The organism is Aeromicrobium sp. P2_G6 (assembly GCF_056403535.1).
In genome coordinates this window covers 139,240-165,604 of the sequence record NZ_JBFUFH010000002.1, presented here as the reverse complement: position 1 = coordinate 165,604, position 26,365 = coordinate 139,240, and the positions used below count along the sequence as shown (strand labels likewise).

Here is a 26,365-nt window from a genome sequence, read left to right as displayed (position 1 = left end):
AGCCGTTGCCTAGACGCCGGCGACGTAGGTCGGCCAATGAGTCAGCGAGGTCTGCTTTCAGTCCGGCGTACCGGCAGCTCGGACAGCGGATCCCAGCTGGGATCCAGTTGGCGTCCGCTCAGCTCTCTCCACCGAAGTCGGAGGAGCAAGGGCCGCGTGCCGCCGGCCCACGGTTGTGGTTCCCATACCCGGTGGATGTGCGCCACCACAGCCGGATCCGTCACGATGTCCGTCTCACCACGGGCCACGACGCTGCAACCGCGGCGGTAGCTGTGGTTGATGTAGTCGACCTCGAAGGCAACTGTGACGCCGCAACCATGATTGGCCAGGAGGCTGTCAGGCGAGGTGCGTACGACGATCGCCTCATCGACCACCGAGTAGTTGATCGGCACGATGTGCGGGCCGTCAGGTGCTGAGAACGCGATGCGTCCCAGGACCTCGGAGCGAAGGACCGACTCACACTGCCAGTAACTGAGCTGCACGGGGTCGGACATGCTGAACACCTCCCTCCCACCTCTGTTGACCAGCGTCACACGGGCTCCGAGGCCCACGTAGGGGCGTTGGTCCTTACCCACCCGCCGACCGCCGGGCGCGGGTACGAGAACACTACGACGCCATGGCCACGAGATCATTTCAGTCATCGGATGATGGAATCTGGGTCATCCCGCAGGCGGCGAAGTAGTCCGCTGCTCTCAATCGGAGCGCGGCGCAGGTGCGCCCCCTTTTCGTCGGCCAGGATCTCGGAGGAGGCCGTTGGCTTCTAGCCACCACCGGCGCCGATGCGACCGAGCTTCTTTGACCGAGACAAGTTACGACTCGCTCACGCGGCGTCGTGGGCTCTGCAGATACCCGTCGCAGTCGCGGCGGAAAGACGTACCTGCGCGGGTCGCGCGGTCGGGACTACTGCTGGTGGTATGCGGCGTCGAGTGTGAGTACGACGGCGATGCTGATCAACCGGAGCGTGTCTGGCAATGAACCTGGGATGCTCAGCACGTAGTTGTCTCCCTTAGTGAACAACTCCTTGGCGACGCCTGCGCGCGTCTTGCTGATGCGAGCGACCACAGTGCTATTCGCGTCTTGAACGTTGAACTCTCGGTGCCGGTGCTTTGGCCGGTTCCCGAGCAGGTCTTCCGAGAACACTGCGCCGATCAGCACGTTGCTAGATCCCTCGATCTTGTAGGCGCGATCGACATCCTTCATGCTCCAAGACGGAACGATGCGTCCGATCTTGGCGCCATTCTCGCCGGAGACGGCGACTTTGGAACTGAGCACCGAACCTTCCCGTCTCAGCTCAAGAAGTTGTCGGCCCTGCATATCGACCACCTGCATCCGGCTCGACATCCGCTTGCCTTTCACAGCGGCGAGCTGTCGCCCGTGCTGGTCGTGGATAGCGAACTCGGCGCGCAGCTCAACGAGCTTGCCCTTCTGGTTGATCACCAGGACCGGCTCATTGAAGATGGCTCGGTCGGCGGACCCAGATGAATCGGCCAAGCCAGCCTTTTGAACCTGCTTCTGAATCCTCTGTGCATGGCGGTCCGCCGCGAGCACGGCCGGCGCGTTTGCGGGAGGCATGGCCGGCGCGGGGGTCTCAACGATGGCCGCCGCCGCGTCGGTGAACGCATCAACGCTTTGACGCCCTCGCGACGAGACGTGCTCAGTCCACCCGGAGCCGTCCCAGTAGCGAAGCTCGTGTCTCTTGAGCGGGTCGGGATGCCAACCGCTCGGAACTTGCGGAGCAAGTGCCTCTAGGACCGGTGGGGTCGCGCCTGGAGGATCTGTCGTTTGGTCTCCCCGGGTGGCGACGTGCTCCGTCCACGTGAACCCGTCCCAGTGGCGAAGCTCGTAGCGGCCAAATGGGTCAGGATGCCATCCCGCGGACGACTCAGTCACGCGGCGAGGCTACCAGCGTCCGGCCGCAAACAATCTGGAACAGACCAGGTGCGCGATCGCTGCCAGCGAGATTCGCGGCGATAAGACGCATGTTTGACCGGGACCAATCATGAAGCCCTCTAAGACTCCGCAGAACATCTCCTTCCTGAAGGCCGTGAGTGATCGTCAGGAGAATCAGTCCTTTTGCTGGGCGTGGTGTCGGATTGGGCTTCGCCCGTTCGTGGTGATGACAGAGGCGTAGCGTCACGGTCGCGCCAACCAGAAGCGAATCAAGGAGGAACCATGTCAATCTCCGTGCTCGATATGTCGGTCTCGGTTGACGGCTTTGTCGCCGACGTCAACGACTACCTTGGTGGTGAGGATGGCGAGCGGCTCCACGCGTGGGCCGAGTCGCGGGATCTCTCGCGACCGGTCAAGCAGTTCGAGGACGAGTGGAGCGCGGCAGGGGCGATCCTTGCCGGCCGCCGGACTGCGGAACTCATGGATCACTGGGGCGGCTCGCACGGCGGGCTTCCCATCTTCGTGCCCAGCCATCGCCCGCCCCCTCCGGCTGCCCGCTGGGGCTACCCCTTGGTCACCTACGTCTCCGATGGCATCGAGAGCGCAATGGCACAGGCGAAGGGTGCCGCGGCCGACAAGAATGTCCAGGTCCGCGGCGCCAACGTCGCACAACGAGCCCTTGAGGCCGGTGTTCTCGACGAAATCCAGATCCACCAGATCCCTGTCCTCCTGGGCGAGGGTCGCCGCCTCTTCGACGTATTGCCCGGGCTCATCGAACTCGAGATCCGCCAAGTGATCGACACCCCCGAGGCGACCCACATCCGGTACGCCGTCCGCCACTGAGCCGGTGCGTCGCGCATGCATGGCGACCCGAGAAACTGCACCACCGTTCCTCACTCACCGAATGACACGCCGACTCGAGACTGCGCGCTTGCGGCGGAGTGACGCAGCTCGGATCGGTGCGGTTGGTCGCTACCACCGGCGTACCCAGAAAGTCCTCGAAGCAGATCGGGGAGGCGGTGTCGTACCGGGGCAGCGGTGTTCGTAGCCGGGATGAGAGGTTCGCCCACGAGGGGCGGCTCAAACCGCACTTGGGGACACATGTGCCGCAACCCATGGAGCTCCTCGCGGCACGCGCGCGGGAGCGGCCCCTGATATGTCCGGCCCGCGAGCAGGGAGCGTGGGTGGCGTAGCGTCGGGCCCTCACCACGCGCCCCGTGCCCACCCGTTGCCATTCGTACACCGCGCGAGGAGTATGGCTGCCATGGACGAAGCCGCTATCGACCCTTCGCAGCTCGACGAGATGCGGCAGGCGTTCTCCACGTTGGCCGATCTGGCAGCAGCTCTGGCGCCGGCCGAACAGCGGCGGAGCGAAGCTGCCAAGCATCTGCAGAGAATCGTTGAGCTGGGGGACGGACTAGACGCGAGGCGAGACGACCTCGTACGTGCCATGACGGACAGAGCGGACGAGGAAGGAACTGCAGCACGGAACATCCTCGTGCAGGCAGACATCGATGCCGCCTTGAAAACTGTCGCTCGCGCTCAAGCGACGCTCGCAATTCTCAATCGCGACTCAACTCCGTCCGAGGGAGAGCATCATGGATGACTTGGTTCACGACGCCACTGCAGTCGTTGCCGACGTAGCTGAGATCGAGGCGCACGCGGCAGCTGCCGCCTTACGTCTCGCCGGGGCGGTAGCAATCGAGGCAGCGGCCACTTCAGTCGGCACGACTGGGACCGCTCTGCAGGCCGCCAGCTTCGAGGGCTCGTACGGCGACTCGATCGGCCATGACATTTCCCATATCGCATCAACCCTGAGCAGGGCCGGTTCCGGTATGGCCTCGAAAGGCGTTGCGGACCTAGGCGCTGCCTGGAACCACTTCACTGAGGGAGGTCGTCATCATGCGCCTGCAGCACCTCACGTAGAGGAAGTGCTGCCGATCGATCCGTAACAGCTGGAGTGCCGCGGCCTCGTGCGTCGTACCGCGCGATCGCGGAAGCGGTCTTGCGGCCCCAGATTGCGCAGGACCGCACAGCCCCACCAGCTCTCGGCTCACATCGACGAGCCGCGTGCCGCCCGCGGCGTCCCGGGCGAGTGACGCCGGGCCCTTGAGTTTTGTCCTGCTCCTAATGGCCGCCGGTCTTGCCCTCGACGTCGATGCCTTCGACTGCTACTACGTCTTAGCGGGCGGAATAGGGCACCACCTGCAGACAGGGCGATCCGGGGCTCGACCTTCTCCCGCGACCAAGTCAGCCGGTGACTGGGGTCGTCCGTCCGGCTGCCGTACCGCCATCGATCACGAGCTCGGTGCCCGTCATGTACGCGCTGTCGTCGGAGGCGAGGAACAGCGCCGCCTGGGCGACTTCGTCAGCGGTGCCGCGACGCGCGAGCGGGATGCTTCGGACGTACGCTTCCCAGTCGGTGCCGTCGAAGTCGGGCCGGTCGGTGATCGGCGTCGCAATGCTGCCGGGACAGATCGTGTTGACCCGGATGCCGCGGCCGGCGACCTCGAGGGCGGCGACGCGCGACATCAGGGTCACCGCGGCCTTCGATGCGCCATAGGCTCCGAGCTCCGCGGTCGCCTCGATGCCGCGCAGCGACGCGATCGTGACGATCGACGCGCCAGGCCCGGTCATCGAGCGAGCGGCTGCGCGTACGCCGAGGAAGGTGCCGATCACATTCAGGTCCAGCAGCCGCCGCAGATCCTCGACGGAAGTGTCCGCCAGTGGACCGCGCAGCGCCGCACCCGCCGAGGTCACGAGTGTCGTCCAGCCGGCGCTCGACGCCTCGAGCTCGGCGACGACGGCGGACCAACCGTCCTCCGACGTGACGTCGAGGTGCCGATACGTCGCCCGGTCGCCCAGTCGTGCGGCCAACGCCAGACCCGCGTCGTCGGTGACGTCGGTCAGCATGACGGTCGCGCCCTGCGCGTGGAACAGCTCGGCAACGGCTGCGCCGATGCCGCTGGCGGCGCCGGTGATGAGCGCCGAGCGCCCGGCCAGCCGACTCGTCATCGAGACGCCGCTCTGTCGAACCTGCCTGCCCAGTCCGCGAGGCGGTCCCACAACAAGGCACGGGTGCCCGCGAAGTTGTGGCAGTGCGCACTCGCCGGGAGCACCATGAGCGTCACGTCGCCGCTGCCCTGGTAGTAGCCGATGTCGTCATGCGGGTGCTCAGGCACGTCGTGCTCGCCGAAAGCGACGAACACCGGAGACGAGACCTGCGCCGCGTATGACCCGGAGTGTCCCGAGAGCAACGCACCGACGTACGACTGGCGCGGCCACGCCGATGCCTGGCGATCGTCTTCTGCGATCACGTCGGCTGGCACATCCGGGTCGTGCAGCCACGCATGATTGGGCTCGCGCGGCGCAAGGGCGTACCCGTCGTCCCACTGTCCACCGAAGAAGGCCTTCGCGTGCTCAACGGCAACGGCGAGCGCTTCAGGCTCCGGGCCGGTCGAACCGGGCGAGTGGATCGGCTTGGCCCCGTGGGTGAAACCCAGGTTCGCGACGGCCTCGTAGCTGCCGTGCCGCGCCTGCTCCACCAGGGAAAGGCAACCGCCCAGCGAGTGGCCGATGCCGATCACCGGGACTCCCTCAGGTGCCAGGCGCTCGCGCAGCTGGCGGACCGCCGCGGTGGCCGCGTCGGTCATCGACTCGAGCGTCACGAGGTCGACGTCCCCGGGTCGCGAGCTCTCCCCCACACCGAGCGGATCGACGGCGACGACGGTGAAACCGCGGGCCGTCATGTGCTCGGCGAAGCTGTAGCCGTGGCGCTCCGGCACGCTGAAGTCCCAGTACGTGCGGCTGTAAGACCCACCGGGCCAGCACACCAGCACGGCTCTCGGACGCTCAACCGGCCACACCGACGCGCGGAGAGTGGTGGCGGTCGAGACGAACGGCAGCGAGTCCGTCACGTCGATGTCGAGCTCGTACGAACGGATGTCGCTTTCGATCATGAGTTCTCCTGCAAGGGGATGTGGAACATCCGGCACCGGCGCCTGGAGGGACGCCGATGCCGGATGCGTGGGTTCAGCTGCGGCTCACGAAACGCCCCACAGCTTCTCGTACTGCGCCTTGTAGTCCTCGATCACCGGGAACGGCTTGGACGTGTCCGTCGGGACAGTGTCCTTCTTGACCAGCCAGTACGGCGGACCGGCGTCGTTGACCGGCACTCCGGCCCAGTGGCGAGCCAGTGCGTCGAGCATCAGGTAGTCGTACGAGAACAGGTCAGCCGGGACGAGGGCATCGATCGAGCCTGCCTTCATGTCGGTGAAGTTCTGCGTGCCTCCACCCTGGCCGACGATCGTGACCTTGTCGCCCAGCCCGGCCGCCTTCAGCGCAGCCGGGAGACCTGCGCCGAGCGCATCTGTGACCGACAGCGCCACGTAGTTGACCTTCGGATGACTGCGCAGGTAGGAGATGATCCGGTCCGGCGCGTCCTTGCCCAGCGAGGTCAGCGGGATGTCGAGATTGTCGACCGAGCAGCTCGAGCAGTACTTCTTGACGCCGGCGTCGAACGACTCGCCGACCTGCTTGAGGATCTGGAACGCCGAGATGTTGACGTAGAGCGCGTTGGCCTTGCCCTTGCTCGAGGACACGACCTCAGCAGCGAGGTAGTCACCGATCGGACCGTTCTGCTTGTCGGTCGCGGTGTTGTAGAGCAGCCCGTCGCCGGCGGTGGCCAGCGAGCAGCAGGTCACGAACTGGACGCCGGCCTTCTTGGCGTCGGCGATCTGCTTGGCGTACGCATCCTTGTCGGCTGCGTTGAGGATGACCGCGTCGGCACCGTTGCGGATGGCCGAGTCGATGGCGCCCTGCACCTTCTCCGCGGAGCCGTCGGTCGCGACCTGGTCGACCGTCCAACCGAGCGACTTGGCGCCGGCCGCGAGGATCGGGCCCTGGATGGCGCAGGCCTCCACGCCACAGCTGACGAACGTGATCTTCTTGCCCGTGGGGATCGGCTTGCCGACGGGTTCGGTGACTGGGATCGTGGTCGGCCGTTCGGACGCCTTGGCCACGGTGGCCTCGGCTGCCTTGAGCCCGGCGTTGTCGACCGACGACGAGCTGGATGCATCACTCTTGCCGCACGCCGATGCCATGACGAGAAGTGCTGCGAGCACGATCGCCAGCGCACCGCCCTTGGTACGGCCGCGGAAGCTGCCAGGTTGCTTGGACATTTTTCTCACTTTCTGTGTGGACATAACGCCCCGAGAGTTGGAGGGAGGTGGTCAGGCCGGTTGCGGCTCGGGCTCGTCCGCCGCAGGTGCGCGGGCGGACAACGTGGTGCGGCGCTGCAGGCCCGTCACCATGAGTGCGGCGATCAGGACGATGCCGACGAAGAGGGCGCCCGACCACTGCGGAGCGTTCGCCAGTCCCAGACCGGTCGTGCCGGTGCCGAGCAGGAGGACCGCAATGATCGTGCCGCCGGCGTTGAACCGGCCGTTCTTGAGCTGCGTCGCGCCGAGGAACACCGCGGCGAATCCGGGCAGCAGGTACGGGGTGCCGGCGGTCGGCGAGCCACCACCGAGGATCGATGCCAGCACGATCCCGGTCGCGCCGGCCAGCACGCCCGACGTCACAAGGGTCATGAACTGCAGCCGCGCGACGCTGACACCGGCGAGCCGTGCGGCATCGGGGTTGAACCCGGTGGCATACAGCCGGCGACCGGTGGCCGTGTGCTCGAGGAGGTACCAGATCGCCACGGCGACGGCGGCGAAGTAGAGCACCGGCAGCGTGATGCCGCCGACCGTCGTCTGGCCGATCTTGGAGAAGCCGCCCGACAGCTTCGCGTCGCTGATCGGGGTGTCGTTGGTGACGAGCGTGATGAGGGCCTGGATCAGTGATCCGGTCGCGAGGGTCGCGATGAACGAGTCGATCTTCATCACGACGACCACGGTCGCGTTGATCAGGCCGACCGCGAGGCCGATGAGGACACCCAGCGCCAAGGCCAGGCCCAGCGGGACGCCATCGACGACGAAGTGCGCCACCGCGACACCACAGAGGGTCATGTTGAGCGCGAACGACAGGTCGAATACCCGGGCCGCCAAGGGGATCGTCACCGCGAGGGCGGCGAGGCCGGTGATGGCGTTGGAGTTGAGGATCTGCTTCGCCGTCGTGATGTTGGGGAACGTGTCGGGTGCCCAGAACGAGAACACCACGACGATCGCGATCCAGACGTAGATCGCGCCGATCTTGTCGAATGCCAGCAGGTTGACCCATCGCGACGCTCCGCCGGAGGTGGCCCCTTCGCTGGTCGCGCTCGGTGCTGCCACAGTCTTCTCCTCGACCTTGATGCTCACTGTCCCGCTCCTTCGATTGCTCGGATGAGCTCGTTCTTGGTCAACCCGTCGGTTGCGAGCTCCTCGGCGACGACCCCGTGCCGAAGCACGAGGATGCGCGTCGAGAGCGCCAACAGATCGCCCTCGTCCGACGACGCCACGATGACCGTCAGCCCGGACGCAGCCAGGTCGGCGATGATCCGGTAGATCGCCACGCGCGTACCGATGTCGACGCCCGCCGTCGGCTCGCACAGCACCAGGACGTCCGGTGAGATCGCGAGGCAACGGGCGAGGACGACCTTCTGCTGGTTGCCGCCGCTGAGAGTTGAGATGGGGGCCGACGGTCCGGCGGCGACGACGTCGAGCCGGTCGCTCCACTGCTGGACCAGGCTGCGTTCCTGTCCCGCGGACAGGTGCCCCGGACGGCCGAGGCTCCGCAGTGACGACAGCGAGAGGTTCTCCCCGACGGAGAACTCCGCGATGACGCCCTCGGTCTGCCGGTCGGACGGGACGAGCGGGATGCCGAGGTCGCCGGCCTGGCGGACGTCGTGCCACTGGTCGGATCGGCCCGGCAGGCGGATCTCGCCACTGGCGAGGGGCCCGCCCTGTCCGGCGAGGACGTACGGCAGCTCGAGCGTGCCCGCTCCGGCGAGGCCGGCGATGCCGAGGATCTCCCCCGCATGCGCCTCGAGGTTGACGCCGCGCAGCCACTTGCCGCGCACGTCCTTCGCCTCGAGCGTCACGGCGGTGTCCGTGCGGGCCACGACGTCGGCGCGGAAGTCCGGATCGACGTCGTTGCCCACCATCAGGGTCGCGAGCGCGCGGCTGTCGAGGCCGTCGATGTCGTACGTGCCGACGCGCCGGCCGCCACGCAGCACGGTGACGCGGTCGGCGAGCGTGAAGATCTCGTCCATGCGGTGCGAGACATACAGGATGCTGGTGCCGCGCTTGCGGACCTGGGTCACGACGTCGAACAGACGCTGGACCTCGTCGTGCGGCAGCACCGCGGTGGGCTCGTCGAGCACGAGGACACCATCGCCGTCCCAGCCCTGCAGCGCCGCGGCGATCGCGACGACGGTGCGCTCGACCGGAGTCGCGGCGGCGAGGGGGCGGTGGATGTCGAGGTCGACGTCGAACGCCGCGAGGATCCGGCGGGTCTCCGCCTCCTGCTGGCGCCACAGCACCCGGCCGCCGAAGCCGCGGGCGAAGCCGCCGCGCAGGGCCAGGTTGTCCTGGGCGCTGAGCTCGAGGATCAGGCCGAGGTCCTGGTGGACGAAGCGCAGGCCGTGTGGGACGGACTTGCCGATCTCGAACTCGGCACCGTCCATCTCGGCGACGGCGCCGGGATCGGCCGAGTGGTAAGCGGCGAGGAGCTTGATCAACGTCGACTTGCCCGAGCCGTTCTGGCCCATGAGGGCGTGGATCTCACCGCGGGCGATCTCGATGCTGACATCGTCGAGCGCCCGGGTTCCGGGGAACGTCTTCGAGAGGCCATCGACGCGCAGCACGGTCTCCGTCTGGGCAGGTGCCAGGACGGTTTCGCCTGCGCCCACGTTCTCGGAAATGCTCATTCGCTGGCTCCTCTCGTTGTGACCCCGGTCACTTGAACCGACTTCAGTTAGGGACTGTACAGATGCGTTTCACCCTTGGCAAGGGTTCGGCGAGGTTTCGGTTTTCGCCGCGCGCCGGACTCAGCGGCGCATCAGGTCAGCGCACCGTTCGGCGATCATCATGGTCGTGAAGTTGGTCGGCACCGACGGGATCACGGGCATGATCGAGGCGTCGACGACCCTCAAACCTTGCGTTCCGTGCACCGCGCCGTCCTGGCCCACGACGGCCCACGGAAGGCCCGGATCACCCATGCTGCAGGTGCTGACCATGTGGACGTACGTGTTCTTGGCCTCGAGCACGGCGCGGCTGATGTCGCCGCGATCGACCACGTCGGGACCAGGCCACAGCTCCGCCCCGACGTACTTCTCGAGGCTCGGCGAGGCGACGATCTCGCGGACGTGCGCGACACCCGCGGCGAGGCGTTTGAGGTCGTCGGGGTGGTGCATCAGGTTGAGCAGGATCTGCGGCTTCTCCAGCGGGTCGCGCGACCGGATCGAGACGCTGCCCATCGACAGCGGGCGTACGAGTCCCACGGCGACGATCATGAGTCCCGGCTCGAGGGTGAACGGGATCGCATGGAGGTCGGGCTCGAGCGCCGAGTCCGGCCCGCCCGAACTGAAGACCAGCATCGTCTGCAGCGGCGGCAGCAGCTCACCGATCGCGTCAGGATCCGCTTCGTACGTCATGTAGACCAGCGGGTGGTCGCCGAGCTTCTGGCCGACCCCGTCGAGCTCCGAGACGATGTCGATGCCCAGGTCGTCGAGCAGCGGCTTCGGGCCGACGCCGGAGCGCATGAGGATCGCCGGGCTGCCGATGCTGCCGGCCGACAGCACGACCTCGTCGGCGAACAGCTCCTCGCCCGAGACGAGCAGGATCCCGATCGCGCGGGTGCCGTCGAACAGCACGCGGTCGACCTGTTGGTCGTCCATCACGGTCAGGTTGGGGCGTCCGCGGGCAGCCTTGAGATACGTCACCGCGGAGCTCTGGCGCACGCCGTCGCGCTGGTTGAGCGGCACGGGTCCCGCGCCGCGCTGCGATTCGCCGTTGAGGTCGGCCGTCACCGGATGCCCCTGCTCGGCGCACGCGTCGACGAATGCCTGCATGAACGGCCGCAGCCCGTTGTCGGCGGTCCAGCGGTGGATCGGCACCAGCCCTTCGCTGCCGTGCCGCTCTCCCCCGATGGGGTCGCTCTCGATCTTCTGCAGATAGGGCAGGACCTCGTCCCACGTCCAGTCCGTCGCACCCAGGCCGACCCAGCGATCCATGTCCAGCTTGGTCGGCTGGAGGGCGTTGGTCGCGTTGACCGACGATCCGCCACCGGTGACCTTGCCGGCGAACACCGGGAGGACACCCTGCTCCACGATGGCGAAGTCAGGGGTGTTGGTCGACTCAGGGATGTGGTCGTCCGAGACGTAGCCCCAGTCGTGGCTCGTGAAGCCGAACAGCCACGCATTGCGCACGTTGGCCGCAGCGGGCTCGTCGATGTCCTCGTAGTCCGGGCCGGCTTCGACGAGCACGACCTCGGTCGAGGGATCCTCCGAGAGCCGGGAGGCCATGACGCAGCCGGCAGAGCCGCCGCCGACCACGATGACTCGCCTGCCTGGCGCTGACTGTTGGGGGGAGTTCGTCTGGGTGGTCATGTCGGATCCTCGTTCGTCGTGCCGGTTCTGATGTCATGAATCTAACTCAGTTCAGGAAGTGTGGCAATGGGTCTTGTGGCCTGCGACACATGCGGATACCGTTCTCTAAACCGAATTCACCTCATCTTGGTTAGGCCTCCCCCATGGACATGCGCGATCACGACTCCTTCTTCATCGACGGCGACTGGCACAAGGCGCAGGGCACCGATGTCCTCGACGTCATCTCCCCTCGCTCGGAGGAGCGGATCGGGCGGGTCCCTGCCGCGGCACGCGCCGACATCGACGCCGCCGTCGCAGCCGCGCGGAGGGCCTTCGACTCCGGGCCCTGGCCGCGGATGTCACCAGACGAGCGCGCCACCTACCTCGAGGCGCTCGCGAGTGGTCTCGAGTCGCGGACCAAGGAGCTCTCCGAGCTCATCACCGAGGAGTCCGGCTGCACGCTGTTCCTCTCGCAGGTCTACCAGGCCGTCGCCCCGGTCATGAGCCTCAACTACAACGCCGAGGTCGGCCGGTCCCTGCAGATGGCCGAGGTACGCGTCAGCGACCTCTCCCCCTTGGCCGGCAAGTCCGAGGGCGGCAGCATCATCCCGATGGCGGGCAAGAGCCTCGTGCTCCAGGAAGCCGTCGGCGTCGTCGCATCGTTCCCCGCATACAACTTCGCCCTCGCCGCGATCGGCCAGAAGGTCGCGCCGGCGCTGATCGCCGGATGCACCGTCGTCATCAAGGTCACCGAGCCCAACCCGCTCGCCTCGTTCGTGGTCGGCGAGGTGTGCCGCGAGATCGGCCTGCCGCCCGGCGTCGTCAACATCGTCGCCGCGCGCGCGGACGAGTCGGCATACCTCGTCACCCATCCGGGCGTCGACATGGTGAGCTTCACCGGGTCTGCAGCGGTCGGCAGCAAGATCGCCGCTGCTTGCGGCCAGCTGATCAGGCCCTGCGTCCTCGAGCTCGGCGGCAAGTCCGCTGCCATCGTGCTGGAGGACGCCCGTCTCGAGGACATCCTGCCGATCCTGATCGGCGCCAGTGTCGGGGTGAACGCCGGCCAGAACTGCGCCGCACAGACCCGCATCCTGGTGCCCGAGTCGCAGTACTCGACGTACGCCGATGCGCTCGCCGACGCGTTCTCCTCGCTCAAGGTCGGTGACCCGATGGAGCTCGACACCGTCGTCAGCCCGCTCATCACGGCCGCACACCGCGATCGCGTCGAGGCGTACGTCGCCGGCGCCGTGTCGGAGGGCGCGACCGTCAAGGTCGGCGGGCGCCGGCCCTCGCACCTCGATCGCGGCTGGTACTACGAGCCCACCCTCCTCACCGACGCCACGAACCAGATGACTGCCTCCCGCGAGGAGATCTTCGGTCCGGTCATCTCCTTGATCCCGCACCAGGGTGAGGATGACGCCGTCGCGATCGCGAACGACAGCGAGTACGGCCTGGCCGGAGCGGTCTTCACCGCCGACGACGCGCACGGCTTCGACGTCGCTCGCCGGGTGCGTGCCGGGACGTATGCGGTCAACACGATGGCGGCCGACCTCGGCTCGCCGTTCGGAGGCTTCAAGAACTCCGGCATCGGCCGCGAGCACGGCGTGACCGCCGTCCAGGAGTACCTCACCTCGCGAACCATCTCGATCGACCCGAGCAAGGCGCTTCCGGACTCCGTCGCAGCGGGCGTGCCGCTCGGCACCGGTCCGGGCACGACCGCCTGACCCCAGCGTCGCGGGATCCCTCCCCCGCGCACGACGAAGGCCCCTGACCAAGTCTGCTGGTCAGGGGCCTTTCCTCGTCTACGTGCGGGGACGAGGCACGGCAATCACCGGCACCGGCGCGTACCGGAGGATCTTGGAGGCTCGCGACCCCAGGAACACCGAGGCGAGGGGACCGTGGGAGCTCGACCCGACCATCAGGACATCTCCCATCGACCACTGCGCCTGGCCGATCGCCTCACGCCAGCCGTACCCCTCGCCGATCACCGACTCGAGCCGACTCGGCACATCCGGGAGGCTGCTCAGGTGATCGAGCTCCTCGTTGATGACCTTGCCGGTCTGCCGGGACCATTCGTCGACCACGAGGTCCTCGCCGGAGCCGGCCAGCGTCGCGGCGAACAGCATCTTGGGCCGCACCGAGAACGACGCGACCCGCAAGGAGCCGCCCGTGCGGGCGGAATAGGCGGCTGCGGAGCGTACGAGGGCCCGGTCCTTGGGGGTGCCGTTGAACGCGACAGTGACCCGGCGAACCCGCCCACCCGGCTCGGCCCGGAACCCGCGAGGCGCGAGCGCCACCGGGACCGGCGAGCTGTGCACGATGCGTTCGGCCACACTGCCTAGCGCCACATGGCCCAGGCCGCCGCTCTCGGACGACCCGAGCACGAGAACGCTCGCGTCATGCAGCTGCGCCACCTCCACCAGCCCGGTCGGGATCGACGCGGCGTGATGCAGCACGAAGCTGGCGTCGATGTCGGCCGGCATCCACTCCTTGGCCTGCGCGATCACCTGCTCGCCGCGCTGCGTGAGGAACGTGCGGTACTCCGCGTCGACGCGCTCGGTGCTGGGTGGCCAGGCCGCGCTGACGACCACCGCGACCACGACGTCCTCCCCCGTCGACCGGGCGAGCGTGGCGGCCAGCTCCAGGCTGGCATTGCCGCTCTCCTTGAGGGTGCACCCGGCGACGACAGTCACGCGTCCTCCACCGTGGCGGCCACGAGAGGGGTCGCGATGACATGGGTGACCGGGATCGGGTAAGTCGTCCGGGCCCGGTCGACCACGTCGTAGCGCTGCCACACCGAGTCCGCGAGCGGCCGCGTGGCGATCACGATCTGGTCGGGCCGGAACGTCTCGACGGCGTGACTGAGCGCGCGAAGCGGGCGGTAGTCGCCCAGCTCGCCCGATGCGTCAAGGTTCTCCGACCTGAGCGTCTCGAGGGTGTACTCGAGCCGTTCCCGTGCGGCGAGTGCGGTGGCGTCCCATACGTTGACGGGACCGTTGACGGCCGCCTGACCCGTCTCGACCGGACTGGCCGGCACACAGACGAAGTACGTCGCTGCGCCCTCGGAATCGATGCGCCGCAGCTCGTCGAGGAGCTCACCGGACGTGGCTGTCTCGTTGGCCAGCACCAGGACGCGGCGCGCCTGCTCGGTCGAGGCCGGCGCCCCGTCGCCGGAACGGTTGAGGACGAACTTGTTGACGGCATAGAGCACGACCACGACGGCCCACGACAGCAGACTCAGCACCAGCTGTGAGCGGACGCTGTCGGTCAGTGCCATCTGCAGCAGCACGCCGAGGATGCCGAGCGCGGTCAGGATCGACAGCACGGGGAACAGCCACATCTTGACCTTCAGCGTCGAGTCGTCGACCCGCAGGCGAAGCCGGATCTGGGAGATCGAGATGAGCAGGTAGACGAACAGGATGATCGCGCCCGAGGAGTTCAGCAGGAACAGGAACACGCCGTCCTCGTCGATCGCGGCAGCGATGACGCAGAGGAACCCGACGACCGACGACGCGAGGATCGCGACCATCGGCACTCCGCGGCCATTGACCTTGACGAGCTGTGCGGGTGCCTCGCGGCGGGCAGCCAGGACGAACAGCATCCGTGAGGACGTGTAGAGGCCGGAGTTGAGGCACGAGAGCACCGCGGTCAGGACGACGGCGTTCATGATGTCGTCGGCATACGGGATGCCCATCTCGGTGAACGCTGCCACGAAGGGCGATCCGGAGAGGTCCTGGGAGTTCCAGGGCAGGATCACGGAGAGCAGGAACACCGAGCCGACGAAGAACAGGCAGATGCGGGTGATGACCGAGTTGGCGGCCTTGGCGACGGCGCGCTCGGGGTTCTCGGACTCGGCGGCCGCGATCGTCGCGACCTCGGCACCGACCATCGAGAAGATGACCGTGACCACGCCTGCGGACAGTGCGGTCGGGCCGTTCGGCATGAAGCCGCCGTGGTCCCACAGGTTGCTGAAGTCGAGTCCCTTGTCGGGCCAGGCACCGATCACGAAGAGGCTGCCGCAGACGATGAAGAAGATGATCGCCGCGACCTTGATGCCGGCGAACCAGAACTCGAACTCGCCGAACGAGGACACCGAGAACAGGTTGGTTGAGGTCATGAGAGCCATCAGGACCAGGGCCGAGATCCACAACGGGATGTCGACCCAGTACTGGATGATCTTGGCTCCTGCCACCGCCTCGAACCCCACGACGATGACCCAGAAGTACCAGTAGAGCCAGGCCACCGAGAAGCCGGCCCAGCCGCCCATCGCGTTGCGCGCGTAGTCGGCGAACGAGCCGGTGGAGGGGTTCGCCACGGCCATCTCGGCCAGCATCCGCATCACCATGATGATGAGGACTCCGGTCGCGGCGTACGTGATGAAGGCGCCAGGGCCGGCGTCGCCGATCACCGCGCCTGATCCCACGAACAGGCCGGCGCCGATGACACCTCCCATCGCGATCATCGAGAGCTGGCGTTGGGTCAGGGTCTTCTTGAGCTCGGGTCCGGCTGACATGCGTGTCTCCAAAGGGATGCGTCGATGACGTGGTGACGGGCAGTTGAGGGAGAGCGGGCGGCTAAGGCTCTGCCGTGGGTGATTCGTCTGAACCTAGACCTCAGCGCGAGGGGCGGCGATCGACAGACATACGAATCTCGTCGACGTGTGGTGTGACAGATGCACAACCGACTCACGCCTGGCCGGAGTCGGTCACGAACGGCGCCATGACGAGGCCGAGGTGCAGCACCAGCCTGTCGTCGCCGCGAGACAGGTCAAGACCGGTGACCTGCTCGATCTTCTGGACGCGGTAGTAGATGGTCTGCCGATGGACCCCGAGCGCCGTCGCGGTGTCCTGCACGTTGCCGGCCGCGTCGAGGTAGGCCAGGGCGGTGTCCCGGAGATCGGGGTCCGCATCCTCCTCCAGCAGCCGGAGCACGGCCGGATCGAGCACCGCACTGGTCAGGGCCTTGTCGGGACCACACGCCAGCAGCCGGTAGACCCCGAGCTCCGACCATGCGGCGATCGGGCGCAGGGTCGGCACCGCCTCGGCGACTCGGGTCGCGAGCCTGGCCTCGAGCCAGCTGGCCCGGGCCTCGGAGAGGTTCGGCTGGACACCGCCTATCCCGGCGACGAGCCCCTCGCGTGCGGACGCGGGAAGTCGTTCGGCATACAGCTCCCTCGCCTGCCGGGCGACGTCTCGGGCGAGCTCGAGACCGTTCTCCCCCACCGGCACGAGGAGCGTGTTGTGCTCGTCACCGCTAGCGGCCAGGACGGTCCGCGGCAGCCGCCACAGGTTCATGGGCACGAGCTGAGCCGGGCCGGCGGTCACCAGGCGGAGCTCGATCGCCACGACCGGGACGTCAGGGCCGATGATGCCGAGAGCGTGGATCTCCGTCGCGGCCCGCTGGACCGCCTCCGGGTCCGCGGACAACAGGTCCTGGACCGTGAACCTGAGGTCCTCGCGCGAGCGGGCCTGCTGGGCCATCAGGGCGCCGGCCCGGTCGGCGAGGGTCATCGCGGCAGGCACGCGCGACTCGTCGATCCCGGCATCCTCGTCGAGCAGCCACAGGTAGCCGTACGTCACCCCGTTCCAGCGGACGGGAAGGCAGAGCCGGCTGACCACGCCGAGCTGCGCGGAGGTGGGGGTGCGCAGTGGCACGTCGCTCGTCGCGATGCCGAAGTTCTCGAACCAGTCCTGCACCTCACGGGTGGAGTGGCGCTGCAGGATCGAGCGCAGCCTCACGTCGTCGACCTGCGCGTCGTGCGAGGCGAAGGCGACGAGGTTGAAGTTGCGGTCCTCGAGCGTCACGGGTCTGCCGAGCAGCCGCGACACCTCGTCGACGACGTCCTGGAACTCAGGTCGCATGCCGTTCCCCCGATCCCAGCATCTTCCCGAGCATCCTCGCTTCCGGGCCGGGATAACAACCTCGACACCATATGTCTCGACATCCGGACAAATGACCTGACATGTGCCGGCGGCGGCTGCGGATCGGGCCCTACGACGTACCGACCGCCGTCGCCAGCGCTTCACGGCAGGCCAGGACGGCGGGATGCCGTGCGGACGCCCGGCGGGTCGCGGTGAAGATGGTGCGCCGCGGCAGGTCGTCGAGATCATGGAGCGTGACCGGCACTTCGCGGCCTCTCCACAGCAGGCTGGGCAGCAGGGCGACCGCGTTGCCGGACTCGATGAGCCGGATCTCGGCCTGCAGGTCCGCCGTCTCGAACCGGACGTCGGGCTCGAATCCGGCCGAACGACACACCTGCTCCGCGAAGTGCCTCGACGCGGCGCCTTGCGGCTCCATGACCCACGGGGCGTCCGCAGCCTCCTGGATCGAGGTGATCTCCGACCAGGGCTGCCCCTTCGGCGGCACGGCCAACCGGATCGCGTCAGTCGTCAGGTCCATCCGGTCGAGCTCGGAGTACCACGGCGCCGCGTGGCCGGGGTACTGCTCGGCGATCACGAGGTCGAAGTCGCGCGCCGAGGTCTCGTAGAGGGCGGTCTCGGGCTCGCGCTGGGTCATCGTCACGCGAAGACCAGGATGGTCGCGCGCCAGGATCGTCAATGTCGCAGGAATGAGAGCCAGCACGACCGACTGGAACGCGACGAGGCGCAACGTGCCGCTGGCCTCCTCGAGCGAGGCCGCCAGGTCCGACTCGGCCTGTTCGAGTCGCTCCAGGACCGCCGCCGCGTGGCCCACCAGGATCTCGGCCTCGGGCGTCAGCTGGACCTTGCGGCCCACTTTGCGGAGCAGCTCGACGCCGACCTCCTTCTCGAGCAGGGTCAGCTGCTGGGAGACCGACGACGGACTCTGGTGGAGGGCCGCAGCGACTGCGGCGAGGGTGCCTCGGAGCTGCAGCTCGCGCAGCAGCTTGAGTCGGCGGACATCCAGCACGACGGTCTCCTATTCATCATCAATTCTGACGAATACCAGTCAGAAAACTTCGCTTTACCTTAACTGATGCGGCTCACACACTGGTCCTACGAAACCGCCTAGATTCCCCGAGGTTGCACATGACTGAGGTCGCCCACCGCGCACCCGACACGCTCGCGCTCGCCGACGAGACGATCGCGCTCGTACGGCGCTGGCTCGCGAGCGCAGCGGAGGTGCCACCCGACCGCGCAGCGACGCAGCTGGCCGGCGTGTTGAAGGATCCCCGGGGACTGCCCTTCACGGTCGGGTTCATCGACGGGGTGATCCGACCGGAGGATCCGAAGGTCGCCGCGCGCAACTTCGCGACCCTCGCCCGGGACGTGCCGTCGTTCCTCCCCTGGCACCTGCGCACAGCCGTACGCCTCGGAGGCGCGGCCGGACTCGTCCTTCCCCGCCTGGTGATCCCGCTCGTACGACGCGCGCTGCGATCGATGGTCGGCCACCTGATCGTGGACGCCACCGACGCCCGCCTCGGCAAGGCCATCGCGAAGATCCGCCGCCGCGGAGCCCGACTCAACGTCAACCTGTTGGGCGAGGCCGTGCTCGGCGACCAGGAGGCCGCGCGCCGGCTCGATGGCACCCACAAGCTGCTGGCCCGTCCGGACGTGGACTACGTGTCGATCAAGGTCTCGTCGACCATCGGCCCCCACTCGGCCTGGGCATTCGACGAGGCCGTCGAGCACGTCGTGGAGCGCCTGACCCCACTGTTCGAGCAGGCCGCAGCGTCCTCCACGCCGAAGTTCATCAACCTCGACATGGAGGAGTACCGCGACCTCGACCTCACGATCGCCGTCTTCACCGCGATCCTCGACAAGCCCCACCTCCTCGGCCTCGAGGCCGGCATCGTCCTGCAGGCATACCTGCCAGATGCCGTGAGCGCGATGATGCGGCTGCAGGCCTGGTCCGCCGAGCGGCGGGCCAAGGGCGGCGCGGGGATCAAGGTCCGCGTCGTCAAGGGCGCCAACCTGCCGATGGAGCGGGTCGAGGCGTCGCTGCACGACTGGCCGCTCGCGACCTGGAGCACCAAGCAGGAGTCCGACACCAACTACAAGCGCGTCATCGACTTCGCGTTGCGACCCGAGCACATCGACAACGTGCGGATCGGCGTCGCGGGCCACAACCTGTTCGACCTCGCGTACGCCTGGCTGCTCGCCGGCGAGCGCGGGGTGCGCCACAGCATGGAGATCGAGATGCTCCTGGGCATGGCGCAGGGACAGGCCGAGGCCGTCAAGCAGGACGTCGGCGGTCTCCTGCTCTACACGCCGGTTGTGCACCCACGCGAGTTTGACGTCGCGATCGCGTACCTGATCCGGCGGCTCGAGGAGGGCGCGAGCCACGACAACTTCATGTCGGCCGTGTTCGACCTCCACGACGATGAAGCACTGTTCGAGCGGGAGAAGGAGCGTTTCCTCGAGTCGCTGGCGGCGCTTGACGCCGACGTTCCCGCGCCGAACCGTACGCAGAGCCGGCTCCTCCCGCCTCCCGAAGAGACCGGGACAGAGTTCCGCAACGCGCCCGACACGGACTCCTCACTTCCGGACAACCGCCGCTGGGCCCGAGGGATCCTCTCCCGCGTGGCCACCTCCACGCTCGGCGACGACCTGGTCGCGAGCCACACGCTCTCGACCGTCCTGGAGGTGGACACCGTGCTTTCGACCGCAGCGACCGCCGGTGCGGACTGGGGCCTGCTCAGGGGGTCGGAGCGTGCAGAGATCCTCGAGCGCGCCGCGCACGTGCTCGAGACCCGTCGAGGCGACCTTGCGGAGGTCATGGCGTCCGAGGCCGGCAAGACCCTCGACCAGTCGGACCCGGAGATCTCCGAGGCGATCGACTTCGCCCGCTACTACGCCCACCTCGCCCGCGAGCTCGACGAGGTCGACGGTGCCCGGTTCATGCCCTCGGCGTTGACCGTGGTGACTCCCCCGTGGAACTTCCCGGTCGCGATCCCGGCCGGGTCGGCGCTCGCGGCCCTGGCCGCCGGATCGGCCGTCGTCATCAAGCCCGCCGCCCCGGCAGCACGATGCGGCTCGGTCATGGTCGACGCGCTCTGGGAGGCGGGCGTGCCACGCGACGTCCTGCACCTCGTCCACCTCGACGAGGGCGAACTGGGACGCAGGCTCGTGTCCGACTCCCGCGTCGACCGCGTGATCCTCACCGGAGGGTATGAGACCGCGGAACTGTTCCGCTCGTTCCGGCCCGACCTCCCACTGCTGGCCGAGACGAGCGGCAAGAACGCGGTCGTCGTGACCCCCAGTGCCGACCTCGACCTCGCCGTCAAGGACGTCGTCTACTCCGCGTTCGGCCACGCGGGCCAGAAGTGCTCGGCCGCGTCCCTCGTGATCCTGGTCGGATCCGTCGCAACCTCACGCCGGTTCCGCGACCAGCTCGTCGATGCCGTCACGTCACTGACGGTCGGCCGCCCCGAGGACGCCACGACCCAGATGGGCCCACTGATCGAGCCCGCCCAGGGGAAGCTGCTGGAGGCGCTCACGACCCTCGCGCCCGGCGAGTCGTGGCTCGTCGAGCCGCGCCGGCTCGACGACGAAGGTCAGCTCTGGAGCCCTGGCGTACGCGAAGGGGTCCAACGCGGCTCCCACGTGCACCTCACCGAGTTCTTCGGCCCTGTCCTCGGCATCATGACCGCCGCGACTCTCGACGATGCGATCGACATCCAGAACCAGGTCGACTACGGGCTCACGGCGGGGATCCACTCCCTCGACCCAGCAGAGATCGCGACCTGGCTCGACCGGGTCCAGGCCGGCAACCTCTACGTCAACCGCGGCACCACCGGCGCGATCGTCCAGCGTCAGCCGTTCGGCGGCTGGAAGAAGTCTGCCGTCGGACCCGGGTTCAAGGCCGGCGGACCCAACTACCTCGTCGGGCTCGGTTCCTGGGAGTGCGCCCGCTCGACCGCCGAGAGCGCCGAGCTGTCGCCGGTCATCGAACGGCTGCTGGGTGTCACCGACGAGCTCGATCTCGCGCCGTGGCAGCTGGACTTCCTCACCCGCTCGTTCGCGAGTGACGCCGTGGCGTGGCGTGACGAGTTCGGGCAGGCCAAGGACGTCTCGCAGCTGACCGCCGAGCGCAACCTCTTCCGCTATGTCCCGACCCCGGTCCTCGTACGGCTGTCTGTCGACACTCCCCTGCCGACACTTGTTCGTGTCGTGGGCGCGGGACTGCTCGCCGGCTCCGAGCTCACCGTCTCAACGCCGGCTGCCCTGCCGGCTGCCCTGAACGCCGCGCTCGCCGAGCTTGGTGTCACGGTCGCGACGCAACCCGAGGCCGAATGGCTGGAGGCCGCCGACGCGATCCAGCAGGCACGAATCCGCTTGATCGGCGCACCTGCCTCCTCGCTCGCACGCCCGACCGGCGGACGACCCGACCTCGCCGTGTACGCCAACCGCGTCACGGAGTCGGGCCGGCTCGAGCTGTTGCCGTTCCTCGAGGAGCAGGCCATCAGCATCACCGCACATCGATTCGGCACGCCTGACCACCTCACCGACGGGATCATCTGATGACACTGACCGAAGAACCGACCACCGGCACGACACAGCGGAGCCCGGGCGAGCACGCTCTCGCCGACGCACAGGCGCAGCTGGCCTTCGCGGTGGAGCTGCTGGGCTACAGCAGTGGACTCGGACAGCTGCTCGGCAGCGCCCGGCGGGAGACCCGGGTCAGCATCCCGCTGCGTCGCGACGACGGCACCATGGAGGTCCTCACGGGATACCGGGTGCAGCACAACTTCTCGCGGGGCCCGACCAAGGGCGGACTGCGCTACAGCCCCGACGTGTCGCTCGACGAGGTGCGTGCGCTGGCGATGTGGATGACCTGGAAGTGCGCCCTTCTCGACGTGCCGTACGGCGGCGCCAAGGGTGGCGTCACGATCGACCCGCGCCTCTACTCCAAGGGCGAGCTCGAGCGCGTGACCCGCCGGTACGCCAGCGAGCTCCAGCCGGTGCTCGGGCCGGACAAGGACATCCCGGCACCCGACATCGGCACCGACGAGCAGACCATGGCGTGGATCATGGACACGTACTCGGTCAACGCGGGATACACCGTTCCCGGCGTCGTGACGGGCAAGCCGGTCAGCATCGGCGGTTCGCTTGGCCGTTCGACCGCGACGTCTCGCGGCGTCGCGCAGGTGGCGCTGGCCGCGCTGCAGCACGTGGGCGTTGCCCCGACCTCCGCGACGGCAGCCGTGCAGGGATTCGGCAAGGTGGGCGCCTCAGCCGCTCAGTTCCTTGCCGACGCCGGCGTGCGGATCGTCGCGATCAGCGACCAGTACGGCGCCGTCCAGGCGAGCAACGGGATCGACGTCGAACGCCTGAGTGAGCACGTCGCTGTCAGCGGCACGGTGCTCGGGTTCGCCGAGGCCGAGCCCCTCGATCCCGAGAGCCTCCTGACGCTCGACGTCGATCTCCTGGTTCCGGCGGCGGTCGAAGGTGTCATCAACGCGGCGAATGCCGCGCAGGTTCGCGCGACGGTCGTCGTCGAGGGTGCCAACGGGCCGACGACGGCGGAGGCGGACCAGGTCCTGCGCGCCAACGGAGTCCTGGTCGTCCCCGACATCCTCGCGAACGCGGGCGGCGTGATCGTCTCGTACTTCGAGTGGGTGCAGGGCAACCAGGCGTACTGGTGGTCGGCCGACGAGGTCGAGGAGCGACTGCGCCAGCGCATGCTGGCCGGTTGGACCGCGGTCGTCGAGAGCTCGCAGCGACTCGGCATCACGTTGCGCGAGGCCGCGACCGTGATCGCCGTGCAGCGCGTGGCCGAAGCGCACCAGATCCGCGGCCTCTACCCGTGACGCGAGGCCTCCCGCCCACAGAAGAACGCCTCGAGCGCGACCTCACCATGACCATCCTCATGACACCGGAGATGGCCAACTTTGCCGGCAACGTGCACGGCGGTCTCATCCTCAAGTACCTGGATCAGGTCGCCTACACGTGCGCGAGCCGCTTCACCCGCCAGTACATGGTGACGGCGTCAGTCGACCAGGTGCGCTTCCACAGTCCGGTGCACATCGGCGACCTGGTCACCCTGCTGGCGTCGGTCAACTACACCGGACGATCCTCGCTCGAGGTCGGCATCCGCGTCGAGACCGAGGACGTCACGACGGGGGTCCGGAGGCACACCAACAGCTGCTACTTCACGATGGTCGCGTTGGGCGACGATGGGAAGCCGTGCGAAGTCCGACAAGCCCCGCCCCGGACCGACGAGGAACGCCGTCGGTGGTCCGACGCCCTCCGCCGCCGTGCAGCACGTGTGTCGTCGCATCGTCTAGGCGGGTGACGGCAACGGGGCGTGTGGGACATAGACCAGCACGCGGTAGAGCTCGGTCAATGCGCTGCGCGCCCCGGCCAGGATCGTCGCGCGTCCGTCCTTGATCGCCTGGGCCGGCGTCAGCGTACGCAGCGCGAGATCGGTGAACGTCTGCAGATCGCAGGCCACGCTGACGACCGGATCGCTCGGCGACGGGCCCGATTGTGCGCGAAACCGTCCGTCCCGCAGCTGCAGGTGGAACACCTCGTCCCCGACGTGGAACTCGAACGCGTCACGACGGGTGCGGTCCAGCAGCTTCGTCTGCATGCCCGCGAGAGCCATCGCGATGAGCTCGGCACGCAGGGTCTGCGGGTCGATGCGTTCGTCCACGGGCAGGTCGAGCCCCCACAGTCCCAGAGCGACCAGCGGCCCGCGCAGGCGCTCGCCCTCGTCGGTGAGCTCGTAGGCCGGGACCGCGGCGGGCGCCGGCAGCGTGGTCCGTCGGACGATCCCCGCCTCCTCGAGCCCCTTCAACCGGTCGGAGAGCCGGTTGCTGCCGACCCCGGGCAGAGCAGCCAGCAAGCTCTTGAACCGCTTCGGCCCGAGCAGCAGCTCGCGAACGACCAGGATGCTCCACCGCTCGCCGAGCACGTCGAGCGAGCGCGCGATCGAGCACATCTGACCGTACGTCTTCGTCGTCATGTCTCCATCCTACAACATTGACATATGTTTTGGGATCGGACACTATATGATTCGTATACTGCATCTGGCAGTGTCGCAGCCGTCAGGAGAGAAGCAATGCCTTCCGTATTGGTCACAGGCGCCGGCCGAGGAATCGGCCTGGCCATCACCCAGCACATGAGCGAACGGGGCTGGGACGTGTACGCGACGGCGCGATCCGACGCCGATCTCGAGCGACTCGATCGTCTGGACCGGGTGCACGCGGTCCCCCTCGAGATCACCGACCGGTCATCGCTCGCAGGGCTGTCCGAGCGCCTCCCGGCCAAGCTCGACGGCGTCGTGAACAGCGCCGGCATCATCGTGAACGGCCCGGTCGAGGGACTGTCGCTGGACGATCTGTCGCGCCAGCTCGACGTCAACGTCACGGCCCAGATCGGCGTGACCCAGGCGGCGCTGCCGCACGTCCGCGCGGCCGGTGGCCGGATCGTCTTCATGTCGTCGGTCAGCGGTCTGATCACCCTGCCGGGGAGCGGCGCCTACAGCGCGTCGAAGTACGCGATCGAGTCCCTCGCCGACGCGCTGCGCATGGAGCTGCGGCCGTGGGACATCCGGGTCTCGCTCGTCGAGCCCGGGCCCACCCGCACCGACATGTGGGGTGACGCGCTCGTCGACCACGACCGCATGGTCACGAAGCTGTCCGAGCACCACCAAGAGCTGTACGCCCCGCATCTGGCCGGCACCCGCAAGCTCATCCCCCGCTTCCAGAAGCTCGCGGGAGATCCCCAGAAGGTCGTCAAGGCCGTCGATCGGGCGCTGACGTCGCGGCACCCGCGCCGTCGCTACCTGACCGACAACCTCAGCCGGGTGCAGAAGCGATTCCTCGCGATGTCGCCGACCGCGGTCAACGACGCGGTGTTCGCAGCAGCAAGCACGAGCAAGGTGTCGTGATGACTGACGCGACGAGTCGTCGGCGATTGCAATGGGCGCTGGGAGCCATGGCTGCGATCCCCGCGGCCAGCGCGGCGGGAGAGATCGCGCGAGGTGCTCAGGGAGTGCCGGGCGGATCGCCGGAGGTGACTCCCACGGTCGACAGCTCGTTGCGCTACGCCAACGTGTTCAAGCTCGCCTGGGGAGCCGTCATCTGGTCGCAGCTCCCCCGGGCCGAGCGGTCCCCCGCCGTGACCGGGTCGCTCGCCACGCTCTTCGTCGGTGGCCTGGCGCGGCTCAGGTCGTGGCAGCAGCGCGGTCGACCGCACCCGGTCTCACTCGTGGCGATCGTGCTCGAGCTGGTCGCTCCGCCCGCGTTGATCGTCTGGCAGCGACGCGTCGCCGCGGGCTCAACCGAGCCTGCTGTAGGAGACAAGCTCTAGGCTCGCAGGCATGGCCACAGTCATCCTGGTGCGGCACGGGCGTACGACCGCGAACGCCAGCGGCGTGCTCGCCGGCCGCACGGCCGGCGTCGAGCTCGACGGGCTCGGCACGGACCAGTCCAAGCGAGCGGGCGAGCGCCTCGCGGCGGTGCCCCTCGTTGGCATCGTCTCGAGCCCGCTGGAACGCTGCCAGCAGACCGCGCAGGCGATCCTCGACCAGCAACGCGGTTCCCCGCCGATGCCGATCGACGAAGGCATCACGGAGTGTGACTACGGCGAGTGGCAGGGCCGGGCACTTGCCGACCTCGCCAAGGAGGACCTGTGGTCGGTGGTGCAGAAGCAGCCATCGGCTGCCACGTTCCCCGGCGGGGAGTCGATGGTCGCGATGCAGGCCCGGGCCGTCGCCGCGATCCGGCGTCTCGACGCGGCGTTCGAGGCCGAGCACGGACCGGGCGCGATCTGGGCGGCCGTCAGTCACGCCGACATCATCAAGTCGATCCTGGCCGACGCCCTCGGGATGGACCTCGACCTGTTCCAGCGCATCCATGTCAATCCGGCGTCGGCATCGATCGTGAGATACACCCCGGACCGGCCGGACGTCGTGGCCGTCAACACCGATGCCGGCGACCTCTCCTGGCTCGACGCGACCCCCAGCACGACTGACGCGCCGGTCGGCGGCGGAGCAGGCCCCGAGGGTTCCCCTCGGGCTCGCTCCTAACATGGCTAC

The 26,365-nt window shown here is 68.1% G+C and carries 23 protein-coding genes; 10 read left to right on the top strand and 13 right to left on the bottom strand.

What is annotated here, in order from left to right; all coding sequences use genetic code 11:
* Positions 1-41: 41 nt before the first annotated feature.
* Together AC1DVU_RS07190 and AC1DVU_RS07185 are read right to left on the bottom strand one after the other, a co-directional pair.
* Positions 42-494, bottom strand: a complete 453-nt coding sequence (locus AC1DVU_RS07190) for a pyridoxamine 5'-phosphate oxidase family protein (RefSeq protein WP_476921752.1) — start codon at positions 492-494, stop codon at positions 42-44.
* 406 nt (positions 495-900) lie between these two features.
* A complete protein-coding gene (locus AC1DVU_RS07185) occupies positions 901-1,890 on the bottom strand; it encodes an LURP-one-related family protein (RefSeq protein ID WP_476921751.1) in 990 nt (329 codons plus the stop codon).
* A 282-nt stretch (positions 1,891-2,172) separates the two neighbouring features.
* Between AC1DVU_RS07185 and AC1DVU_RS07180 the strand changes: the two genes are divergently transcribed.
* The 3 genes from AC1DVU_RS07180 (at position 2,173) to AC1DVU_RS07170 (ending at position 3,842) form a co-directional block, all read left to right on the top strand.
* Positions 2,173-2,733: a dihydrofolate reductase family protein gene (locus AC1DVU_RS07180; RefSeq protein ID WP_476921750.1), complete on the top strand. Its 561-nt coding sequence runs from the start codon at positions 2,173-2,175 to the stop codon at positions 2,731-2,733.
* A gap of 421 nt (positions 2,734-3,154) precedes the next feature.
* Entirely contained in the window at positions 3,155-3,496 is a 342-nt protein-coding gene (locus tag AC1DVU_RS07175; protein WP_476921749.1) for a hypothetical protein, read from the top strand.
* Positions 3,489-3,842, top strand: coding sequence for a hypothetical protein (locus tag AC1DVU_RS07170; RefSeq protein WP_476921748.1), 354 nt, complete (start codon positions 3,489-3,491; stop codon positions 3,840-3,842). Before AC1DVU_RS07175 ends, AC1DVU_RS07170 begins: the two co-directional genes overlap by 8 nt.
* A gap of 298 nt (positions 3,843-4,140) precedes the next feature.
* On the opposite strand, the gene AC1DVU_RS07165 is transcribed toward AC1DVU_RS07170, so the two are convergent.
* The 6 genes from AC1DVU_RS07165 to AC1DVU_RS07140 all read right to left on the bottom strand — a co-directional run bounded on the left by AC1DVU_RS07165 (position 4,141) and on the right by AC1DVU_RS07140 (position 11,422).
* Positions 4,141-4,905: an SDR family NAD(P)-dependent oxidoreductase gene (locus tag AC1DVU_RS07165; protein ID WP_476921747.1), complete on the bottom strand. Its 765-nt coding sequence runs from the start codon at positions 4,903-4,905 to the stop codon at positions 4,141-4,143.
* Positions 4,902-5,849, bottom strand: coding sequence for an alpha/beta hydrolase (locus AC1DVU_RS07160; RefSeq protein WP_476921746.1), 948 nt, complete (start codon positions 5,847-5,849; stop codon positions 4,902-4,904). The genes AC1DVU_RS07165 and AC1DVU_RS07160 overlap by 4 nt, the downstream gene beginning before the upstream one ends.
* Positions 5,850-5,933: 84 nt before the next feature.
* Positions 5,934-7,070 (bottom strand): sugar ABC transporter substrate-binding protein, encoded by a 1,137-nt coding sequence (locus tag AC1DVU_RS07155; RefSeq protein WP_476921745.1) that lies wholly within the window; start codon positions 7,068-7,070, stop codon positions 5,934-5,936.
* 51 nt (positions 7,071-7,121) lie between these two features.
* On the bottom strand, positions 7,122-8,192 hold the full coding sequence (locus AC1DVU_RS07150; RefSeq protein WP_476921744.1) for an ABC transporter permease: 1,071 nt from the start codon (positions 8,190-8,192) through the stop codon (positions 7,122-7,124).
* The gene (locus AC1DVU_RS07145; protein WP_476921743.1) at positions 8,189-9,742 is read right to left on the bottom strand and encodes a sugar ABC transporter ATP-binding protein; all 1,554 of its coding nucleotides are present in this window, start codon (positions 9,740-9,742) and stop codon (positions 8,189-8,191) included. Before AC1DVU_RS07145 ends, AC1DVU_RS07150 begins: the two co-directional genes overlap by 4 nt.
* Positions 9,743-9,862: 120 nt before the next feature.
* Entirely contained in the window at positions 9,863-11,422 is a 1,560-nt protein-coding gene (locus AC1DVU_RS07140) for a GMC family oxidoreductase (RefSeq protein WP_476921742.1), read from the bottom strand.
* Positions 11,423-11,565: 143 nt separating this feature from the next.
* Here AC1DVU_RS07140 and AC1DVU_RS07135 point away from each other — a divergent pair, with 143 nt between their 5' ends.
* A complete protein-coding gene (locus AC1DVU_RS07135) occupies positions 11,566-13,125 on the top strand; it encodes an aldehyde dehydrogenase family protein (protein ID WP_476921741.1) in 1,560 nt (519 codons plus the stop codon).
* A 78-nt stretch (positions 13,126-13,203) separates the two neighbouring features.
* Here the strand turns inward: AC1DVU_RS07135 and AC1DVU_RS07130 are convergent, their stop codons facing one another.
* The 4 genes from AC1DVU_RS07130 to AC1DVU_RS07115 all read right to left on the bottom strand — a co-directional run bounded on the left by AC1DVU_RS07130 (position 13,204) and on the right by AC1DVU_RS07115 (position 18,289).
* On the bottom strand, positions 13,204-14,094 hold the full coding sequence (locus tag AC1DVU_RS07130) for a universal stress protein (RefSeq protein ID WP_476921740.1): 891 nt from the start codon (positions 14,092-14,094) through the stop codon (positions 13,204-13,206).
* Complete coding sequence (locus AC1DVU_RS07125; RefSeq protein WP_476921739.1) at positions 14,091-15,914, bottom strand: amino acid permease; 1,824 nt, start codon at positions 15,912-15,914, stop codon at positions 14,091-14,093. Before AC1DVU_RS07125 ends, AC1DVU_RS07130 begins: the two co-directional genes overlap by 4 nt.
* 172 nt (positions 15,915-16,086) lie before the next feature.
* Positions 16,087-17,262, bottom strand: coding sequence for a PucR family transcriptional regulator (locus AC1DVU_RS07120; RefSeq protein WP_476921738.1), 1,176 nt, complete (start codon positions 17,260-17,262; stop codon positions 16,087-16,089).
* A gap of 130 nt (positions 17,263-17,392) precedes the next feature.
* On the bottom strand, positions 17,393-18,289 hold the full coding sequence (locus AC1DVU_RS07115; protein ID WP_476921737.1) for a LysR substrate-binding domain-containing protein: 897 nt from the start codon (positions 18,287-18,289) through the stop codon (positions 17,393-17,395).
* Between the two features lie 119 nt (positions 18,290-18,408).
* Here AC1DVU_RS07115 and AC1DVU_RS07110 point away from each other — a divergent pair, with 119 nt between their 5' ends.
* The 3 genes from AC1DVU_RS07110 to AC1DVU_RS07100 are packed head-to-tail and all read left to right on the top strand — an operon-like array spanning position 18,409 to position 23,617.
* Positions 18,409-21,843: a bifunctional proline dehydrogenase/L-glutamate gamma-semialdehyde dehydrogenase gene (locus tag AC1DVU_RS07110; RefSeq protein WP_476921736.1), complete on the top strand. Its 3,435-nt coding sequence runs from the start codon at positions 18,409-18,411 to the stop codon at positions 21,841-21,843.
* Entirely contained in the window at positions 21,843-23,132 is a 1,290-nt protein-coding gene (locus AC1DVU_RS07105) for a Glu/Leu/Phe/Val family dehydrogenase (protein ID WP_476921735.1), read from the top strand. Before AC1DVU_RS07110 ends, AC1DVU_RS07105 begins: the two co-directional genes overlap by 1 nt.
* Before the next feature lie 47 nt (positions 23,133-23,179).
* A complete protein-coding gene (locus AC1DVU_RS07100) occupies positions 23,180-23,617 on the top strand; it encodes an acyl-CoA thioesterase (RefSeq protein ID WP_476921734.1) in 438 nt (145 codons plus the stop codon).
* Here the strand turns inward: AC1DVU_RS07100 and AC1DVU_RS07095 are convergent.
* On the bottom strand, positions 23,606-24,289 hold the full coding sequence (locus AC1DVU_RS07095; protein WP_476921733.1) for a winged helix-turn-helix transcriptional regulator: 684 nt from the start codon (positions 24,287-24,289) through the stop codon (positions 23,606-23,608). The two genes, AC1DVU_RS07100 and AC1DVU_RS07095, sit on opposite strands and share 12 nt — an antisense overlap.
* Positions 24,290-24,385: 96 nt before the next feature.
* On the opposite strand from AC1DVU_RS07095, the gene AC1DVU_RS07090 reads away from it, so the two are divergent.
* The 3 genes from AC1DVU_RS07090 to AC1DVU_RS07080 are packed head-to-tail and all read left to right on the top strand — an operon-like array spanning position 24,386 to position 26,356.
* Positions 24,386-25,216 (top strand): SDR family oxidoreductase, encoded by an 831-nt coding sequence (locus tag AC1DVU_RS07090; RefSeq protein ID WP_476921732.1) that lies wholly within the window; start codon positions 24,386-24,388, stop codon positions 25,214-25,216.
* Complete coding sequence (locus tag AC1DVU_RS07085) at positions 25,216-25,638, top strand: DUF4345 domain-containing protein (RefSeq protein WP_476921731.1); 423 nt, start codon at positions 25,216-25,218, stop codon at positions 25,636-25,638. The genes AC1DVU_RS07090 and AC1DVU_RS07085 overlap by 1 nt, the downstream gene beginning before the upstream one ends.
* 10 nt (positions 25,639-25,648) lie before the next feature.
* Positions 25,649-26,356: a histidine phosphatase family protein gene (locus AC1DVU_RS07080; protein WP_476921730.1), complete on the top strand. Its 708-nt coding sequence runs from the start codon at positions 25,649-25,651 to the stop codon at positions 26,354-26,356.
* The last annotated feature ends 9 nt before the right edge of the window (positions 26,357-26,365 follow it).

Coding starts and splice junctions, on each gene's coding strand:
- AC1DVU_RS07160 (WP_476921746.1), bottom strand. CDS start 5,849: ATGATCGAAAGCGACATCCGTTCGTACGAGCTCGACATCGACGTGACG.
- AC1DVU_RS07180 (WP_476921750.1), top strand. CDS start 2,173: ATGTCAATCTCCGTGCTCGATATGTCGGTCTCGGTTGACGGCTTTGTC.
- AC1DVU_RS07125 (WP_476921739.1), bottom strand. CDS start 15,914: ATGTCAGCCGGACCCGAGCTCAAGAAGACCCTGACCCAACGCCAGCTC.
- AC1DVU_RS07105 (WP_476921735.1), top strand. CDS start 21,843: ATGACACTGACCGAAGAACCGACCACCGGCACGACACAGCGGAGCCCG.
- AC1DVU_RS07155 (WP_476921745.1), bottom strand. CDS start 7,070: ATGTCCAAGCAACCTGGCAGCTTCCGCGGCCGTACCAAGGGCGGTGCG.
- AC1DVU_RS07100 (WP_476921734.1), top strand. CDS start 23,180: ATGACCATCCTCATGACACCGGAGATGGCCAACTTTGCCGGCAACGTG.
- AC1DVU_RS07085 (WP_476921731.1), top strand. CDS start 25,216: ATGACTGACGCGACGAGTCGTCGGCGATTGCAATGGGCGCTGGGAGCC.
- AC1DVU_RS07095 (WP_476921733.1), bottom strand. CDS start 24,289: ATGACGACGAAGACGTACGGTCAGATGTGCTCGATCGCGCGCTCGCTC.
- AC1DVU_RS07120 (WP_476921738.1), bottom strand. CDS start 17,262: ATGCGACCTGAGTTCCAGGACGTCGTCGACGAGGTGTCGCGGCTGCTC.
- AC1DVU_RS07140 (WP_476921742.1), bottom strand. CDS start 11,422: ATGACCACCCAGACGAACTCCCCCCAACAGTCAGCGCCAGGCAGGCGA.
- AC1DVU_RS07080 (WP_476921730.1), top strand. CDS start 25,649: ATGGCCACAGTCATCCTGGTGCGGCACGGGCGTACGACCGCGAACGCC.
- AC1DVU_RS07190 (WP_476921752.1), bottom strand. CDS start 494: ATGTCCGACCCCGTGCAGCTCAGTTACTGGCAGTGTGAGTCGGTCCTT.
- AC1DVU_RS07145 (WP_476921743.1), bottom strand. CDS start 9,742: ATGAGCATTTCCGAGAACGTGGGCGCAGGCGAAACCGTCCTGGCACCT.
- AC1DVU_RS07090 (WP_476921732.1), top strand. CDS start 24,386: ATGCCTTCCGTATTGGTCACAGGCGCCGGCCGAGGAATCGGCCTGGCC.
- AC1DVU_RS07135 (WP_476921741.1), top strand. CDS start 11,566: ATGGACATGCGCGATCACGACTCCTTCTTCATCGACGGCGACTGGCAC.
- AC1DVU_RS07110 (WP_476921736.1), top strand. CDS start 18,409: ATGACTGAGGTCGCCCACCGCGCACCCGACACGCTCGCGCTCGCCGAC.
- AC1DVU_RS07165 (WP_476921747.1), bottom strand. CDS start 4,905: ATGACGAGTCGGCTGGCCGGGCGCTCGGCGCTCATCACCGGCGCCGCC.
- AC1DVU_RS07170 (WP_476921748.1), top strand. CDS start 3,489: ATGGATGACTTGGTTCACGACGCCACTGCAGTCGTTGCCGACGTAGCT.
- AC1DVU_RS07175 (WP_476921749.1), top strand. CDS start 3,155: ATGGACGAAGCCGCTATCGACCCTTCGCAGCTCGACGAGATGCGGCAG.